Origin of the sequence: Pseudomonas sp. CG7 (assembly GCF_023701885.1) — a bacterium.
In the GTDB taxonomy this organism is placed as follows: Bacteria; Pseudomonadota; Gammaproteobacteria; order Pseudomonadales; family Pseudomonadaceae; genus Aquipseudomonas; species Aquipseudomonas zanjanensis.
This window is the reverse complement of record NZ_JABAEE010000016.1, coordinates 20,012-35,429: the sequence shown is the minus strand read 5'-3', so window position 1 is coordinate 35,429 and position 15,418 is coordinate 20,012. Positions and strand designations below refer to the sequence as shown.

16 protein-coding genes, 1 tRNA gene and 1 pseudogene are annotated in these 15,418 nt (G+C 60.9%); 12 read left to right on the top strand and 6 right to left on the bottom strand.

The annotated features are described in order from the left end of the window. The first annotated feature begins 25 nt into the window (after positions 1-25). Positions 26-847: an HDOD domain-containing protein gene (locus HGO40_RS09230; RefSeq protein ID WP_186704543.1), complete on the top strand. Its 822-nt coding sequence runs from the start codon at positions 26-28 to the stop codon at positions 845-847. 178 nt (positions 848-1,025) lie between these two features. Here HGO40_RS09230 and tctE read toward each other — a convergent pair whose 3' ends face one another. Both tctE and tctD read right to left on the bottom strand, forming a co-directional pair. Continuing rightward, complete coding sequence (tctE, locus tag HGO40_RS09225) at positions 1,026-2,411, bottom strand: two-component system sensor histidine kinase TctE (RefSeq protein WP_250962739.1); 1,386 nt, start codon at positions 2,409-2,411, stop codon at positions 1,026-1,028. Next, positions 2,404-3,075 carry a two-component system response regulator TctD gene (gene tctD, locus HGO40_RS09220; RefSeq protein WP_250962738.1) on the bottom strand — a complete coding sequence of 224 codons (672 nt, stop codon included), beginning with the start codon at positions 3,073-3,075 and terminating at the stop codon, positions 2,404-2,406. The genes tctE and tctD overlap by 8 nt, the downstream gene beginning before the upstream one ends. Positions 3,076-3,531: 456 nt before the next feature. Between tctD and HGO40_RS09215 the strand changes: the two genes are divergently transcribed. Genes HGO40_RS09215 through HGO40_RS09200 form a run of 4 tightly spaced genes read left to right on the top strand, consistent with a single transcriptional unit; the run spans position 3,532 to position 7,578 of the window. After that, on the top strand, positions 3,532-4,509 hold the full coding sequence (locus HGO40_RS09215; protein WP_250962737.1) for a Bug family tripartite tricarboxylate transporter substrate binding protein: 978 nt from the start codon (positions 3,532-3,534) through the stop codon (positions 4,507-4,509). A gap of 55 nt (positions 4,510-4,564) precedes the next feature. After that, the gene (locus HGO40_RS09210; RefSeq protein ID WP_250962736.1) at positions 4,565-5,026 is read left to right on the top strand and encodes a tripartite tricarboxylate transporter TctB family protein; all 462 of its coding nucleotides are present in this window, start codon (positions 4,565-4,567) and stop codon (positions 5,024-5,026) included. Position 5,027: 1 nt separating this feature from the next. Then, positions 5,028-6,542, top strand: a complete 1,515-nt coding sequence (locus tag HGO40_RS09205; RefSeq protein ID WP_250962735.1) for a tripartite tricarboxylate transporter permease — start codon at positions 5,028-5,030, stop codon at positions 6,540-6,542. After that, positions 6,535-7,578 (top strand): AbrB family transcriptional regulator, encoded by a 1,044-nt coding sequence (locus HGO40_RS09200; protein ID WP_250962734.1) that lies wholly within the window; start codon positions 6,535-6,537, stop codon positions 7,576-7,578. Before HGO40_RS09205 ends, HGO40_RS09200 begins: the two co-directional genes overlap by 8 nt. Positions 7,579-7,818: 240 nt before the next feature. On the opposite strand, the gene ung is transcribed toward HGO40_RS09200, so the two are convergent. Beyond that, the gene (ung, locus tag HGO40_RS09195) at positions 7,819-8,511 is read right to left on the bottom strand and encodes a uracil-DNA glycosylase (RefSeq protein ID WP_250962733.1); all 693 of its coding nucleotides are present in this window, start codon (positions 8,509-8,511) and stop codon (positions 7,819-7,821) included. Between the two features lie 131 nt (positions 8,512-8,642). Here ung and dspII point away from each other — a divergent pair, with 131 nt between their 5' ends. Continuing rightward, entirely contained in the window at positions 8,643-9,755 is a 1,113-nt protein-coding gene (dspII, locus tag HGO40_RS09190) for an enoyl-CoA hydratase/isomerase DspII (RefSeq protein WP_250962732.1), read from the top strand. Between the two features lie 196 nt (positions 9,756-9,951). Here dspII and HGO40_RS09185 read toward each other — a convergent pair whose 3' ends face one another. Beyond that, the gene (locus HGO40_RS09185) at positions 9,952-10,353 is read right to left on the bottom strand and encodes a hypothetical protein (protein WP_207965312.1); all 402 of its coding nucleotides are present in this window, start codon (positions 10,351-10,353) and stop codon (positions 9,952-9,954) included. Between the two features lie 390 nt (positions 10,354-10,743). Here HGO40_RS09185 and HGO40_RS09180 point away from each other — a divergent pair. The 5 genes and pseudogenes from HGO40_RS09180 to HGO40_RS09160 all read left to right on the top strand — a co-directional run. Continuing rightward, positions 10,744-11,349: pseudogene (locus HGO40_RS09180) on the top strand (GGDEF domain-containing protein); the annotation flags it as partial. Then, positions 11,342-11,560 carry a cysteine-rich CWC family protein gene (locus tag HGO40_RS09175; RefSeq protein WP_250962731.1) on the top strand — a complete coding sequence of 73 codons (219 nt, stop codon included), beginning with the start codon at positions 11,342-11,344 and terminating at the stop codon, positions 11,558-11,560. The pseudogene HGO40_RS09180 and the gene HGO40_RS09175, both read left to right, overlap by 8 nt. A gap of 35 nt (positions 11,561-11,595) precedes the next feature. Further along, the gene (locus HGO40_RS09170; RefSeq protein WP_250962730.1) at positions 11,596-12,288 is read left to right on the top strand and encodes a 16S rRNA pseudouridine(516) synthase; all 693 of its coding nucleotides are present in this window, start codon (positions 11,596-11,598) and stop codon (positions 12,286-12,288) included. Positions 12,289-12,598: 310 nt separating this feature from the next. Continuing rightward, on the top strand, positions 12,599-13,483 hold the full coding sequence (locus HGO40_RS09165) for an alpha/beta fold hydrolase (RefSeq protein ID WP_250962729.1): 885 nt from the start codon (positions 12,599-12,601) through the stop codon (positions 13,481-13,483). Positions 13,484-13,643: 160 nt separating this feature from the next. Continuing rightward, positions 13,644-13,717: transfer RNA gene (locus tag HGO40_RS09160), tRNA-Gly, on the top strand. A 189-nt stretch (positions 13,718-13,906) separates the two neighbouring features. On the opposite strand, the gene HGO40_RS09155 is transcribed toward HGO40_RS09160, so the two are convergent. Together HGO40_RS09155 and HGO40_RS09150 are read right to left on the bottom strand one after the other, a co-directional pair. Then, positions 13,907-14,092: a hypothetical protein gene (locus HGO40_RS09155; RefSeq protein ID WP_250962728.1), complete on the bottom strand. Its 186-nt coding sequence runs from the start codon at positions 14,090-14,092 to the stop codon at positions 13,907-13,909. 131 nt (positions 14,093-14,223) lie between these two features. Beyond that, positions 14,224-14,418 carry a hypothetical protein gene (locus HGO40_RS09150; protein ID WP_250962727.1) on the bottom strand — a complete coding sequence of 65 codons (195 nt, stop codon included), beginning with the start codon at positions 14,416-14,418 and terminating at the stop codon, positions 14,224-14,226. 661 nt (positions 14,419-15,079) lie between these two features. On the opposite strand from HGO40_RS09150, the gene HGO40_RS09145 reads away from it, so the two are divergent. Next, positions 15,080-15,379, top strand: a complete 300-nt coding sequence (locus tag HGO40_RS09145; protein ID WP_250962726.1) for a DUF3077 domain-containing protein — start codon at positions 15,080-15,082, stop codon at positions 15,377-15,379. Positions 15,380-15,418 lie beyond the last annotated feature (39 nt).

Below are 15,418 nucleotides of genomic sequence, written 5' to 3'. Positions count from 1 at the left end.
TGCCGCAGTACTCTAGAGAACCTAAATGAGCGATTTGGCGGATAAGGTCCAACGGGATTTGGTACAGGCCATCGATAACGACGACCTGGTTCTGCCAACATTACCGGAAGTGGCCATGCAGATTCGCCGGGCCGCCGAAGACCCGGAAATCAGCGTCAGCAACCTGAGCAAAGTGATCGGCCGCGATACGGCCCTCTCGGCACGCCTGATAAAAGTGGTCAACAGCCCGCTGTTGCGCGCCACCCAGGAAGTGACTGACCTGCACACGGCCATCACTCGACTGGGCGTCAACTACAGCAGCAACCTGGCCATCGGCCTGGTGATGGAGCAGATTTTCCATGCCCGCTCCGAGGTGGTGGAACTGAAGATGCGCGAAGTCTGGCGCAAGAGCCTGGAGATCGCCGGCGTCAGCTATGCGCTGTGTCGCGGCTACACCCAACTCAAGCCCGACCAGGCCGCGTTGGGTGGGCTGGTGCATCAGATCGGCGTGCTGCCGATCCTCACGTATGCACAAGACAATAATGAATTGCTGTCGGACCCGGTCAGCCTCAACCACGTCATCGAGACGATTCACCCGGTGCTGGGGGACAAGTTGCTCAGTGTCTGGGAGTTTCCGGAGCGGTTGGTGAAGCTGCCAGGGCTGTACCTGGATTTCAGCCGGGACTCCAAGCAAATCGATTATGTCGATCTGGTGCAGGTCGCTGCGCTGTACTGCTACAAGGACACTGACCACCCGCTGTCCAGGATCGACGTGTTCGGCGTCCCGGCCTTCAAGAAACTGGGCATCGACCCGGAAAACAAGGCCCGCTGCGCGGATATCGAAGAAGCGCGGTCGATGTTCTATTAGAAGGATCTGAAGCCACGAAGGCCTCTTGGCCATGCCGCTATTTTGCAGTCAGGCAGTTGCTTTTGTGGCGAGGGAGCTTGCACCCGCTCGACTGCGCAGCAGGCGCAAGGCTTTTTAGGGCCGCTTCGCAACCCAGCGGGAGCAAGCTCCCTCGCCACAGGGTTTGGCATCGCCAGGTTTATCCCGGGACAAAACTCACCCGCACCTTCAACCCCCGCTCCTGCCCGTCGTGCAAGGTGATCTGCGCCAGATGCGCGCGGCAGATTTCGCCGACGATCGCCAACCCGAGTCCCGAGCCGGCCACTTGCTGGTTACGTCGGTAGAACCGCTCGAACACCCGATCCCGCTCATGCAACGGAATGCCGGGGCCATCGTCCTCGACTTCCAGCCCCGCCGGCGCTGACACCCGCAGGATTACGTTGCCGCCCGACGGCGTGTGGGCCAGGGCATTGTCCACCAGATTGCTCAACAGCTCGTTCAACAAGGTCGGCTCGCCCCGCAGCCATACCGGTTCGTCGGCCTCCAGGGCCAGCGCCACGCCTCGGGCATGGGCCAGCGGGGCCATGGCCATGCCCAGCTCACGGGCCAACTGGCTCAGATCGAGCAACTGCGCGCCACCTTCGGCAATGGCCCGGGCGCCATTTTCCACCCGCGCCAGGGACAGCAACTGGTTGGCCAGGTGGGTCAATCGATCGGTCCCCTGGGCTGCGGTTTCCAGGGTTTCACGCCAGGTCACCGGCTCGCTGGCGCGCAAGCCCAGCTCCAGGCGTGCCTTGAGCGCGGCCAAAGGCGTGCGCAGTTCGTGGGCGGCATCGGCGATGAACTGCGCCTGACGTTCGAACTGCCCGCGCAGGCGCTCGGTGAAATGGTTGAGGGCCCGCACCAGCGGCCATAACTCGTGTTGCACCTCCACCAGCGGCAACGGCCGCAGATCGTCCGGCTGACGCTCCTCCACTGCCGTGCGCAAACGCTCCCGCGGGCGCAGCGCCGCGCTGACGGCGACCCACACCAACAGCAACGCGCCCACGGCCAGCATGCCCAGGCGCAACAGCGTGTCGGCCATCAGGCTGCGGGCCATGCTGACCCGCGCCTCTTCGGTCTCGGCCACGCGAATTTCCGCCATGCCGTTCATGTTCGGCTCGCTCACGGCCTTGAGCAGGCTCACCACGCGCACGTTCTGCCCCTGGTATTGAGCGTTATAAAAACGCGCCAGGGCTGGGTAGTCGTCCGTGCGGGGCGTTCCGGGCGGCGGGCCGGGGAGGTTTTCGTAGCCGGAAATCAACTTCTTGTCGATGTCGTTGACCTGGTAATAAATCCGTCCGGCACTGTCGTAGGCAAAGGTGTCCAGGGCCACGTAGGGCACATCCGCGCTGAGGCTGCCGTCGCGCTGGGACAGGCCAGCGGCGATGGTCCGGGCCGAGGCCAACAGCGTCCGGTCATAGGCGGTATCCGCCGCTTCGCGACCGTTCCAATAAGCGCTCAAACCGCTGGCGAGCATCAGCACCACCAGCAGCAATGCCAGGTTGCGAAGCAACCGCCAGCGCAGGCTGTCGGGTTTATGCATTGCGATTTTCCAGCAGATAGCCCAAGCCGCGGAACGTCACGATCACCACCGCATGGCCGTCGAGTTTCTTGCGCAGGCGGTGGACGTAGATTTCGATGGCGTCGGGGCTGGCCTCTTCGTCCAGTCCGAACACCTGGGCCGCCAGTTGCTCCTTGCTCATCACCCGCCCTGGCCGGGCAATCAACGCTTCCAGCACGGCTTGCTCACGGGAGGTCAGGGTCAGTAATTCGTCGTCGAGGGTAAAACGGCGGGTGTCCAGGTCGTAGACCAGCCCGCCGCAGCGCTGCTGGCGTTCTCCGCCCAGTACGCTGCGGCGCAGCAGGGCCTTGACCCGGGCCTCCAGCTCGGTGAGCTCGAATGGCTTGGCCAGGTAATCGTCGGCCCCCAGGTTGAGGCCATGGACGCGGTCCTTGACGTCGCTGCGGGCAGTCAGCATCAGCACCGGCAACGTCTTGCCCCGGGCCCGCAGACGCGCCAGCACCTCGAAACCGTCCATGCGCGGCAGCCCGACATCGAGGACCGCCACGGCGTATTCCTCGCTGCTCAAGGCCAGGTCGGCCGCGACGCCATCATGCAACACATCCACGGTCAAACCGGTGCTCTTGAGCGCCTGGGCAACGCTTTCGGCGAGCTGCAGATGGTCTTCGACGAGCAGGACACGCATGGGTTATTCCTCGATTCAGGGATGGCCGACGCCATTCTTTGGCGCGGAGTTTACAGCCGCATCCGTCACTGTGAAGCCAAAAAACACGCTGAAAGCTTTTGAAAGGTTAGCGAAAGGTTCGGTCGTTAGAGTCTTGAAACGGACAGTTACGACTGCCGGTCGCGAAACAGATCGCGAACGAAAAACGCCTCGAAGCGTTTTCGCCGAATAAAAACAATAAGCGGAGTATTCATCATGCTGTCCATGCAGCTCCAGGCCTTCACACCCGCCCCTCTTTTGCGCTCCAACCAGACTACCCTTGCCTGTGCCGACGCCTGCGCCGATTTGCATCGACGACAAGGTGCATGCGCGCAACGTGACCTGCCGCGTCGTTGAAACGCTGCGCAGTTGCGCTACAGCTTCACGCTTGCAATGCCCCATCTACAACACACAACAACAACTCCTGTGGAGACAAAAATGAGCCTATCACTGCGTAAAGTAGCCTTGGCCGCCGGATGCCTGATGTTCGCCGGGCAACTGCTCGCCGAGCCCAAGCGCCCCGAATGCATCGCCCCGGCCTCCCCCGGTGGCGGTTTCGACCTGACGTGCAAGCTGGCGCAAAGTGCGCTGGTCAATCAGAAGCTGCTGACCAAACCGATGCGCGTCACCTACATGCCCGGCGGTGTCGGCGCGGTGGCCTACAACGCAGTGGTCGCCCAGCGCCCGGCCGACGCCGGTACGTTGGTGGCCTGGTCCAGCGGCTCCCTGCTGAACCTGGCCCAAGGCAAGTTCGGTCGTTTCGATGAAAGTGCCGTGCGCTGGCTGGCCGCCGTCGGCACCAGCTATGGCGCCATCGCCGTGAAAAGCGACTCGCCCTACAAGACCCTCGACGATCTGGTACAGGCCCTGAAGAAAGATCCAGGCTCGGTGGGGATCGGCTCCGGCGGCACCGTGGGTAGCCAGGACTGGATGCAAACCGCCCTCATCGCCAAGGCCGCCGGCATCAACCCTCGCGACCTGCGCTACGTGGCCCTCGAAGGCGGCGGCGAAATCGCCACCGCACTGCTTGGCGGGCACATCCAGGTAGGCAGTACGGATATTTCCGACTCCATGCCGCACATCCAGAGCGGTGACATGCGCCTGCTCGCGGTGTTTGCCGAGAAACGCATCGACGAGCCGGAAATGAAAGACATTCCGACCGCCAAGGAACAAGGCTACGACATCGTCTGGCCAGTGGTCCGCGGCTTCTACCTCGGGCCAAAGGTCAGCGATGAAGACTACGCCTGGTGGAAAGACGCCTTCGACAAACTGCTGGCCTCCGAAGAGTTCGCCAAGCTGCGCGATCAGCGCGAGCTGTTCCCGTTCGCCATGACCGGCCCGGAACTGGACACCTACGTGAAGAAGCAAGTGGCTGATTACAAGGTGCTGGCCAAAGAGTTCGGCCTGATCCAGTAATCCTCCCTGTTCTCGCGGCGGCGCTGGCACAACCGGCGCCGCCCAGGAGTTAGTCATGCTCACCATCCAACGTATTTTTGCCGCGGTGCTGCTTTTGGTCTGTCTCGGCCTGGCGCTGATGGCCTGGCCCTATCAGGCCGCCTTTTCCTACGAACCGGTCGGCCCGCGCGCCTTTCCATTATTGATCCTGGGACTGATGGGCCTGGCGCTGCTGTACATGCTGTTTCGCCCTACGCCCGTCGTACACAGCGAGGACGACCCGCAACTGGACCGTGAAACCCTGCAGAAGATCGGCATCTGCGTCGCGCTGCTGCTGGTTTTCGCCGGGACCTTCGAACCCCTGGGCTTCATCGTCGCCAGCATCTTGGGCGGTGTGCCGATGGCGCGCCTGTATGGCGGTCGCTGGGTACCGAGCGTGGTGATCATCAGCCTGATGGCCATCGGTCTTTATCTGTTGTTCGACAAGCTGATGGACGTGCCGCTGCCCCTGGGCCTGCTCGACGTCCTGGAGAATTGATATGGATACCCTGAATTATCTCGGCCAGGGTTTTGGCGTTGCACTGACCCCCTACAACCTCGTCACAGCACTGAGCGGTACCCTGATCGGCACCGTGGTCGGCTTGCTACCAGGCCTGGGACCGATCAACGGCGTGGCGCTGCTGATCCCGATTGCCTTCGCCCTGGGGCTGCCGCCGGAATCGGCGCTGATCCTGCTGGCGGCGGTGTACCTGGGGTGCGAATACGGCGGGCGCATCAGCTCGATCCTGCTCAACATCCCCGGTGAAGCCTCCACCGTGATGACCACCCTGGACGGCTACCCGATGGCCCGCCAAGGCCTGGCCGGGGTGGCGTTGTCGCTGTCGGCATGGAGCTCGTTCATCGGCGCGTTCATCGCCACCTGCGGCATGGTGTTGTTTGCACCGCTGCTGGCCAAATGGGCGATTGCGTTCGGGCCGGCGGAATACTTCGTCCTGATGGTGTTCGCCATTGTCTGCCTCGGCGGCATGGCCGGCGATCGACCGCTCAAGACCTTCATCGCGGCGCTGATCGGCCTGTTCCTCTCCAGTGTCGGGATCGATGCCAACAGCGGCGTCTACCGTTTTACGGGTGACAACATCCATTTGACCGACGGCATCCAATTCGTCGTGCTAGTGCTGGGCCTGTTCTCCATCAGCGAGATTCTGTTGCTGCTGGAGAAAACCCATCGCGGCCAGGAAGCGGTGGAAGCCACCGGGCGGATGATGTTCAACTTCAAGGAAGCGGCCTCGGTGTTCTGGGTGAACATCCGCTGTGGCGTGCTGGGTTTCATCATGGGCGTATTGCCTGGCGCGGGCGCGACCCTGGCCAGTGCTGTGGCGTACATGACTGAAAAACGCATGGCCGGCGCCAGTGGCACGTTCGGCCAGGGCGACAAGCGTGGCCTCGCGGCGCCGGAAACCGCCATCGGCGGCGCAGCCTGCGGCGCGCTGGTGCCAATGCTGACCCTCGGCGTTCCCGGCTCGGGCACCACGGCGGTGATGATCGGCGCGCTGTCGCTGTACAACATCACCCCCGGACCCCTGCTGTTCCAGCAACAGCCGGACATCGTCTGGGGCCTGATCGCCTCGTTGTTCGTCGCCAACATCATGCTGGTGATCCTCAACATCCCGATGATCCGCATCTTCACCCGCATCCTGGCCGTGCCGAACTGGGCGCTGGTACCGGTCATTGCGATCATCACCGGGATCGGTGTCTACGCGGTGCATGCCACTACGTTCGTCCTGTTCCTGATGATCGGCATCGGCATCTTCGCCTACATCCTGCGCAAGTTGGATTTCCCACTGTCGCCGGTCTTGCTGGGCTTCATCCTCGGCGGGCTGATGGAGCAGAACCTGCGCCGTGCGCTGTCGATCTCCAACGGTGCGCTGGAGATCCTCTGGTCGAGCCCGATCACCTTCGGTTGCTGGATCCTGACGGCGATCATGTTGTTCCTGCCGCTGCTGCGCATCTGGCGTCGTCGCAGTGCCCAGCGTCGTGCCCTGGCCAATGTCTGAGGCAACAACCTTCAGACAATGGTGGGGAACACCGCTGGTCGGTCTGGCCGGCGGCTACCTGGCCAGCCTGATCGGCTGGCCTTTGCCCTGGATGGTCGGCTCGTTGCTGGCGATCATCCTGGTGCGCTGTCTCACGCCTTGGCAATTGATGGAAATCCCCGGCGGCCGCAAATGCGGCCAATGGGTGGTAGGCATCGGTATCGGCCTGCACTTTACGCCGGTGGTGATGGAGCAAGTCCTGAGCCACTTCGGCCTGATCTTCTTCGGCGCGCTGATCACCAGCGTGTCCAGCGTGGTGAGTGTCTGGCTGATGCGTCGCACTGGCGAGGACCGTGCCACCGCGTTCTTTTCGAGCATGCCGGGCGGTTCCGGCGAAATGGTTAACCTCGGCGCCCGCAACGGCGCGGACCTCAGCCGCGTTGCAGCGGGCCAGAGCCTGCGGGTGCTGGTGGTGGTGTTGTGTGTGCCGGCGGCCTTCAAGTACTTGTTGGGTGAAGGTACGCCGATGCAACACGCCACGACGGTGGACTGGCTGTGGCTGGCGATCCTGTTCCCGGCGGGCGCCCTGCTCGCCTGGGTCTGGGAGCGCTTGCGCCAACCCAATCCCTGGATGTTCGGGCCGTTGCTGGTGAGCGCGGCGGTGCGTATCGGTTGGGACCTGCAGATTGGCCTGCCCGACGGCGCCAGCCAGCGTGGCCAGTGGCTGATCGGCAGCGGGGTGGGTTGTCATTTCAACCGGCAGTTCTTTCGTCGGGCACCGTCATTCATGGGCCGCACGTTGGTTGGCACGGTGTTGACGATGCTGATCGCCACACTGGCAGCCCTTGGCTTGAGCACCTTGACCCACCTGGATCTGCGTTCGTTGACGTTGGGCATGATGCCCGGCGGCATCGCGGAAATGAGCCTGACGGCGGAGACGCTGCAACTGTCGGTGCCATTGGTAACGGCGTTGCAGGTGATGCGGTTGTTGTTCGTGCTGTTCCTGGCGGAGCCGTTGTTCAGGTATTGGACGAGCAGGTCGGGTTCGGACTTGTAGACCGAGTGGCCTTCATCGCGAGCAAGCTCGCTCCCACATCGGATTTACGGTGCACCACATCTGATGGTTGCTGAAGATCAATGTGGAGCGAGCTTGCTCGCGAAGGCGTCGGCACAGTCACCATTGATGCAAGCTGATCCACCGCTTTCGCGGGCAAGCCCGCTCCCACAGGGGATTTGTGTTGCCCTGGAACCCTGTGGGAGCGAGCTTGCTCGCGATGGGGTCTTTATTGCCAACCGTTTAAACCGGCGGCAACCGCCACTCGATCGGCTGCTCGCCATGCTGCTGGAGAAACTTGTTGGTCCGGCTGAAATGGCCGCAGCCGATGAAGCCTCGGTGGGCCGACAGCGGTGACGGGTGGACCGAGGTCAGCACCAAGTGCTTGGTCGCATCGATCAACTTCTGCTTGCCCTGGGCATGGGCGCCCCACAGCAGGAACACCAGGTTCGGCTGGTGTTCGCTGACCACTTCGATGACCCGGTCGGTAAAGTGTTGCCAACCTTTCTTGGCGTGGGCGTTGGCATTGGCGCGCTCCACGGTCAGGGTCGTGTTGAGCAGCAACACGCCCTGGTCGGCCCAGCTTTGCAGGTAACCGTGATTCGGAATGTCGATGTTCAAATCGCGCTTCAATTCCTTGTAGATGTTCACCAGCGACGGCGGCGTCGGCACGCCCGGTTGCACCGAGAAGCACAAGCCATGGGCCTGGCCTGGACCGTGGTACGGATCCTGGCCGAGAATCACCACCTTGACCTTGTCCAGCGGCGTGGAATTGAGGGCATTGAAAATCAACGGTGCCGGTGGATAAATTTCCTTGCCGGCGGCGTATTCACTGCGCAAAAACTCGCGCAACTCCGCCATGTAGGGCTTGTCGAACTCGGCACGCAAGGCCTGCTTCCAGCTCGGTTCGAGTTTGATACGGTCGTCAGCAGTCATGGTTGCATCCGGTAAAAACAATGGGCGCACCCTAGGAAAGCCTACAGGGCTTGTCAATTGATCTGACGCAGAACCGGCACTTTCCCACGCAGCGGTCATACTGAACATTCAAATTTCTGATCGAGGTCACGATGAATCTGCACTTCGAAGAACTCACCGGCATCGACGGTGCCCGTATCGGCATCGCCACGCTGGATGCCGAAAAATCCCTGAACGCCCTGTCCCTGCCCATGATCAACGCCTTGCGTGATCGCCTCGATGCCTGGGCCCGAGAGCCGCAGGTCGTGTGTGTGCTGTTGCGCGGCAATGGTGCCAAGGCCTTCTGCGCCGGCGGCGAAGTGCGCAGCCTGGTGGAGGCCTGCCGCGCGCATCCCGGCGAAGTACCGCCGCTGGCGGCGCAATTCTTCGCAGCGGAATACCGCTTGGACTTCAACCTGCACACCTACCCCAAACCCCTACTGTGCTGGGGCCACGGTTATGTACTGGGCGGCGGCATGGGGTTGCTGCAAGGCGCCAGTACCCGCATCGTCACGCCCAGCAGTCGCTTGGCGATGCCGGAGATCAGCATCGGCCTCTACCCGGATGTCGGCGCCAGTTGGTTCTTGTCGCGCCTGCCCGGCAAGCGCGGGCTGTTTCTCGGCCTGACCGGCGCCCACATGAACGCCCGGGACGCCATCGACCTGGGCCTGGCCGACCGCTTTCTGCTGGACGAACAACAGGACGATCTGATCGAGGGCCTGCTGCAACTCAACTGGCAGGAGCAGACCGAGATGCAGCTCAACAGCTTGCTCAAGGCCTTGCAGCAGGAAGCCATCACCCAACTACCCGAAGCCCAATGGCTGCCGCGGCGGCCGAAAATCGACGAGTGGCTGGATGTCAGTGATGTGCGCTGCGCCTGGAAAGCCCTCAGCCTGTTGGTAGACCACCCTGATCCGCTGATCGCCCGGGCCGCCAAGACCATGAGCGAAGGCTCACCGTTGACCGCTCACCTGGTCTGGGAGCAAATAGCCCGAGCCCGGCATTTGTCCTTGGCCGGTGTGTTCCGGATGGAATACACCTTGAGCCTCAACTGCTGCCGTCATCCGGAGTTCAGCGAAGGCGTGCGGGCGCGTTTGAGCGACAAGGACCACAAACCGCGCTGGCACTGGCCGGACATCAACCACGTGCCCGAAGCGGCGGTCGAGGCGCACTTTCACAAGGTATGGGAAGGCAGGCATCCGTTGGCGGACTTATCTAACGAATAAGCAAGCCAGAAGGAGCCCCCTGTGGGAGCGAGCTTGCTCGCGATGGAGGTATGGCAGGCACATGAATGCTGGCTGACCTGACGCCATCGTCGGATCGCCGCCCGGAGCAAGCTCGCTCCCACAAGTGGTATTCCGTCGAGGTTATCGCAGGCACAAAAAAGCGGCGCTTCATGCGCCGCTTTTTGCTGCCAGTCCATTACCGATGATTGCCCCGTCCATCATGACCCCGTCCCCGATGATCATGTCCACGGTCACGTCCGCCACGGCCACGACGGTCGTCGTTCCAGCCACCCCGATCGCGACCGTCCCAGCCGCCCCGGTGTGGATAAGGCCGGTACGCCGCTCGCGGTGGCGAGTAATGGCGTGGACCATGTTGGTAGTAGCGCGGTGCCGAGTAATAGCGCGGCGCCGGTTGGTAGTATCGCGGAGCGTAATAGCCGCGCGGTGCCGAATAGTAACTCCCGCCACCGCTGTAATAGACCGGCGCCGGTGAGGTGTAGACCTCGGAACGGTAGTAGCTCGAGTCTCCGTCGTAGTAGGGCACGCATGCCGAAAGAGTCAGGCCAAGAAACGCAATGAGCAGCAGTCGTCGATACATGGCGGCCTCCTGGACCGCGAATGGGCCACATCAGCGACGCTGATGGGCGGCAGTCAACGTTGTGTGACTGACACCTACTCAGACAGCAGAATTGGAATCTGGTGCGTTTGTGCAATAAGTTGAAACATGTAGCGCTTTGCCCAGTTTCGGCCAGTATTTTGAATGCCCCCACAAACGTGGCAAATCCGACTGTCTTTTCCCACAAGGCCACTAAACTGATTTCATTGGGTCTGCGCCAAGGGAATCGCCATGTCGCTCCGTTCGCCGTTATATTCCCAGCGCAAGCCGCTCCTGGCCGTGGTGGCGCTGCTCGGTTCTGGTTTCCTGATCATTACGTTGCTGGGCTATTACGCCGCCCATGCCCCGCTACGGGAACACATCCTAAAGACGTTGTTCGTGAATCTACTGATCGGCGTGCTCGTGACGCTGACGGTCCTGGCCATCCTTTATCGGCTTATCAACAATTACCAACAGCGCATCGACGCCCAGGCCACCCTCGACAGCCTGACCGAATTGCCGAACCGCCGTGGCTTCGACCTGCTGGCCGTGCAAGCCCTGCACGAAGCCCAGCGCGAACCCAAACCCTTGACGGCGCTGCTGGTGGAGCTGGACGACTTCAAGCAGCTGGACACCACCCACGGTCATATCGCCACCGATCAACTGCTCACCGGCTTCGCCCGCAACCTGACGGAGAGCCTGCGGCATTCGGACATTGTGTGTCGTTGGAGCGCCGACGCCTTCGTCGTCCTGCTCAAGGACACCGATGGTCAGACCGGTCTGAAAATCGCAGAGAAAATTCGTCAGCACATCGAAAAGCAGCGCTATTTCTGCAGTGGAAAGCAACTGCGGGTTACCGTCAGCCTCGGCCTCACCACCCTACAAGACGAAGACACCTTGCACAGCCTGCTGTCGCGGACCGATCATGCGCTGCAACGCGCCCGGCAAACCGGGTGCAACCGAACCTGTGTGGAAATGCCTCACTCCAGCTATGAATAAACCCGACCTTTGCCCGGCCTGCGGCGGCGCCAACGACTGCACCCTGGCCGACCCTCGAACCGCCGACCGGCCCTGCTGGTGCTACAGCGTGAGCATCGACCCGGCCGTGCTCGAAGCATTGCCGACCGAGCTGCGGGATCAGTCCTGCTTGTGCCCGCATTGCGCGCAGGTCGACATCCAGTTGCGCGCCAAGCCCCGGCCAATCGCGTAAGATGCCCGCCCTCCGCTGCCCTGCCTGAACTGCCCATGCGCGTCGACCGTTTCCTCAGCAATCTGCCGCGATTCAATCGCCAACAAGTGCGCCTGTTGCTGGTGGAACGCCGAGTGCGAATCGACGGCCAGACCGTCAGCGATCCCCATGCCCCGGTACGTGAGTTCAGTCGCGTCGAAGGCGCCGACGACGTGCTGCAAGCCGGCCGACCGGCGCGCTACTTCATGCTGCACAAGCCGCCCGGCTGTGTCAGCGCCACGCGCGATCCGCAACACCCTACCGTGCTCGACTGGCTGGACGAACCGGACAAGGGCGATCTGCATATCGCCGGGCGCCTGGATTTCAACACCACCGGGCTGATGCTGATCACCAATGATGGAACCTGGTCCCGACGCCTGACCCAACCGCAGACCAAACTGCCCAAGGTCTACTACGTCGAAACCGAGCAAACCATCACCACCGAATACACCGACACCTTCGCCCGAGGCATGTACTTCGCCTTCGAAGACCTCACCACCCAGCCGGCAGAACTGACACTGCTGGGGGAAAAGTCGGCGCGCTTGAGCATCGTGGAAGGACGTTACCACCAGGTCAAACGCATGTTCGGCCACTTCAACAACAAGGTGCTGCGCCTGCACCGCGAGCGCATGGGCCCGCTGGTGTTGGACGCTCATTTAGCGCCGGGTCAATACCGGGCCTTGCGCCCTGAAGAAATCCAGCTCATCTGACCCCACGACCGCTGGGCAGAAGTGTCGAACAATTTTCCGATAGGGACTTGCGCAACGGTCGCCCCCCTGCTTGAATCAAACCGTCGGCCGAAATGTGACCGACGAGTCACCTCATACCTCTAAGAAACTTTTTGCCGGCGGGAACCCTCAGGTTCCGCCTTATCCGTCCGGCAAACTGCCCGCCATAACAATACCCGTCGACCGGCTTTCATGGATCGACATGGGCCTTATCTTCCAGGCGTATGCCTACCTGTCACATTGCCCGTGCAATCTTATTGCGCGCATACCCGCTTGCCAGGAGTCTTATGACATGAGGCCAGAAATCGCTGTGCTGGATATACAGGGTCAGTATCGGGTTTACACGGAGTTCTATCGCGCAGACGCCGCACAAAAGACCATCATCCTGGTCAACGGCTCAATGGCCACCACCGCGTCGTTTGCACAGACCGCCAAAAACCTCTACCCGCAATTCAACGTCGTGCTGTACGACCAACCCTACGCGGGCAAGTCCAAGGCCCACAATCGGCACGAGAGAATGCTGACGAAGGAGATCGAAGGGCAGATCCTCCTGGAACTGATCGACCACTTCGCCGCCGAGCACGTGCTGTCGTTTTCCTGGGGCGGCGCCGCCACGCTGAGCGCCCTGGCCCAACGGCCACGGCGCATCGAAAAAGCGGTGATCAGCTCGTTCTCGCCAGTGCTCAATGCGCCGATGCGCGACTATCTAGAGCGTGGTGTGGACTACCTAAGCAGCCTGGACGGAGACCGTGTCGGTCACTTGGTCAACAGCACCATCGGCAAGCATCTGCCGCCGCTGTTCAAGCGCTTCAACTATCGCCATGTCAGCAGCCTGGCCGAGCACGAGTACGGGCAGATGCACTTCCACATCACCGATGTGCTCCACAGCGACCAACAGTGCTATGTCAACGCGGCCAAGAAAATCAACGTGCCGGTGCTGTTCCTGAACGGCGAATGGGATGAATACACCTCGGCCGACGACGCCAGGCTGTTCGCCAACCACGTCGAGCACAGCACCTTCAGCACGCTGCAAGCCACCGGGCACTTCCTGGACATGGAACACAAAGCCGCCTGCCGCGACAGCCGCAACGCCCTGATGGGTTTCCTCACACCGGAACCCCACGAAAGCCGACCGCGCTACAGCTACGTGCAGGGCTACCATGCACTGGCCATCTGAAACCGAGTCCTGGCGAGCAAGCCCCTTTCCCCCTTCAGCGCAGGGGCTTGCCCGCCAACGACCGCTCTGGTTTGAGGCTCGCGTAGACGACTAGTCGCACGCTGTGTGAAGAAATACTTCAAATCCGTGTCCACATCTGGTACAAAGTCAGCCGCTCTGAGCGGGTGTCGTATAATGGCATTACTCCAGCTTCCCAAGCTGATAACGAGGGTTCGATTCCCTTCACCCGCTCCAATCGAATTTTGGTCCCGTGTTGTGCGTTTTTGACGGGGGATTAAAAAAACCGGCTCTTGGTGGCCGGTTTTTTTTGGTCTGGGGTTTTGTGGGGTTTGCGTCCCCGACGGTCGCGCCGAGGATCCAGGGCGGCAAGCGTGCCGACCCAATCGAATAGGCTATGCCGAAAAGTATCTGAGCGACAGACAATCAAACATGTTTTGCGACAAAAACGACAACGGCAAACAGAGTCAGGGCGAACGTAACACCGATGCTGAATGGCAACAACGTAACGCGGACTGTGGTCGGCGCCGGGCGTCTCATCTCCTCAGCTAACGCCTCTACTTCTTGATGCAATTGCTCGATGCTTGCTCGATAACTACGAGGTGTAGGCATGTTTCTTTCTCCTCTGAGGCCGCGGGCCTTGCTGAGTCTGTGAACCCTTTCGAACAATGTGAGCCGCGTGCTTGCAGAGCTCAAGTACCCGAATGCAGGGAGAGTATTGGCTCATTGTGGCGAACCAGCGCTCAGATTTTAATCCCAAAACCCGCAACAGCGACAATGGCGGTCGCTACCCCTGCCCCTACTGCGTATGGGCACCAGAAGGCTTCGCTCTTCAGCTTCGTTTCTTCGGCCGTAAGCTTGCGAGTCTCAGCCAACAACTTTCGGGTTTCGATCAAAAGTTTATCGAGCTCTAAATTATCGCGGTCATTCTGAAGCATCGATCATTCTTCCAGGGTTTAAGCCATCGTCCTAAGCGTCGCTTACCGCGAAGCCGGCAAAATCCATCGGACGTCAACCGCTCACTGCCAATCGTATGTTCGTTCGTGGGGTACTATTTCCTATCTGAGCAGTTGTGGATAGCGGGCGGCTGCCTCTTAGTTTGTAGGCAAGATCAGAGACCTGCGTACGACAGAGAATCAACTGCTTTTCGGTCAACTGATCGGCTTGTTAGCCCTTGTTTTTAGGTAGAGCCAATCCCGGAAATAACCCTGAGAAAAATGAGTCCCGTGGCGAGGGAGCTTGCTCCCGCTTGAGTGCGAAGCGCTCACGAGAGGGGCTGCTGCGCAGCCCAGCGGGAGCAAGCTCCCTCGCCACGTATGGCATGGCCCCAGGGGAGATTTGTAGGCAAAATCCGAAAACTGCGTAGGGGGTGCGCTTACTTTGCTTTTCGGCGAGTTTTCGTCTTGTTGCCCTTGCCCTTCGATGGCTACTCTCCCAGACGTCGCTGCAAATCAGCGATCGGGCTTGGAAACCCGTGAGTCACGCAACCTCGCTTCACGGGAGCTAGACAATGCGTACCTCGCAGCAAATCAAATCATTTTCAAACCAGCCAAAGCTCAGGCCTCGAACCTATTGTTTCTCGATCAACGGTGGCAGGCCATGAATGAAGACACAACCCTCAAAACCATCGGCTACACCCCCTTCAACTATTCCGCTGATCGAGCACTGTTCCGTGTCAACGGCGGCGTACCCATCCAAGAAGCATTGGAACGGGCGTCGGATCTTTTGCATCTCGCTCACCGGCTTGCCGAAGACGCGGCGTTTGAAAAGAGCACCGACCGCTACGCCTGGGCTGCGCATTTTTTGTTGGAAATGAGCAAGGCGGTGATTGATGACGTTGTGAAAGTCATTACGCCAAGAACGGAAGTTGAAGTTAGAAAAAAAGAGGAGAAGCAATAGGCGGACAGTCCGTTTGAGAATGGGAGCAGCACGATTCCC

What these genes read in the sequence shown, in the direction of transcription:
- HGO40_RS09230 (WP_186704543.1), top strand. Translation starts at nt 26, where the DNA reads ATGAGCGATTTGGCGGATAAGGTCCAACGGGATTTGGTACAGGCCATC.
- tctE (WP_250962739.1), bottom strand. Translation starts at nt 2,411, where the DNA reads ATGCATAAACCCGACAGCCTGCGCTGGCGGTTGCTTCGCAACCTGGCA.
- tctD (WP_250962738.1), bottom strand. Translation starts at nt 3,075, where the DNA reads ATGCGTGTCCTGCTCGTCGAAGACCATCTGCAGCTCGCCGAAAGCGTT.
- HGO40_RS09215 (WP_250962737.1), top strand. Translation starts at nt 3,532, where the DNA reads ATGAGCCTATCACTGCGTAAAGTAGCCTTGGCCGCCGGATGCCTGATG.
- HGO40_RS09210 (WP_250962736.1), top strand. Translation starts at nt 4,565, where the DNA reads ATGCTCACCATCCAACGTATTTTTGCCGCGGTGCTGCTTTTGGTCTGT.
- HGO40_RS09205 (WP_250962735.1), top strand. Translation starts at nt 5,028, where the DNA reads ATGGATACCCTGAATTATCTCGGCCAGGGTTTTGGCGTTGCACTGACC.
- HGO40_RS09200 (WP_250962734.1), top strand. Translation starts at nt 6,535, where the DNA reads ATGTCTGAGGCAACAACCTTCAGACAATGGTGGGGAACACCGCTGGTC.
- ung (WP_250962733.1), bottom strand. Translation starts at nt 8,511, where the DNA reads ATGACTGCTGACGACCGTATCAAACTCGAACCGAGCTGGAAGCAGGCC.
- dspII (WP_250962732.1), top strand. Translation starts at nt 8,643, where the DNA reads ATGAATCTGCACTTCGAAGAACTCACCGGCATCGACGGTGCCCGTATC.
- HGO40_RS09185 (WP_207965312.1), bottom strand. Translation starts at nt 10,353, where the DNA reads ATGTATCGACGACTGCTGCTCATTGCGTTTCTTGGCCTGACTCTTTCG.
- HGO40_RS09175 (WP_250962731.1), top strand. Translation starts at nt 11,342, where the DNA reads ATGAATAAACCCGACCTTTGCCCGGCCTGCGGCGGCGCCAACGACTGC.
- HGO40_RS09170 (WP_250962730.1), top strand. Translation starts at nt 11,596, where the DNA reads ATGCGCGTCGACCGTTTCCTCAGCAATCTGCCGCGATTCAATCGCCAA.
- HGO40_RS09165 (WP_250962729.1), top strand. Translation starts at nt 12,599, where the DNA reads ATGAGGCCAGAAATCGCTGTGCTGGATATACAGGGTCAGTATCGGGTT.
- HGO40_RS09155 (WP_250962728.1), bottom strand. Translation starts at nt 14,092, where the DNA reads ATGCCTACACCTCGTAGTTATCGAGCAAGCATCGAGCAATTGCATCAA.
- HGO40_RS09150 (WP_250962727.1), bottom strand. Translation starts at nt 14,418, where the DNA reads ATGCTTCAGAATGACCGCGATAATTTAGAGCTCGATAAACTTTTGATC.
- HGO40_RS09145 (WP_250962726.1), top strand. Translation starts at nt 15,080, where the DNA reads ATGAATGAAGACACAACCCTCAAAACCATCGGCTACACCCCCTTCAAC.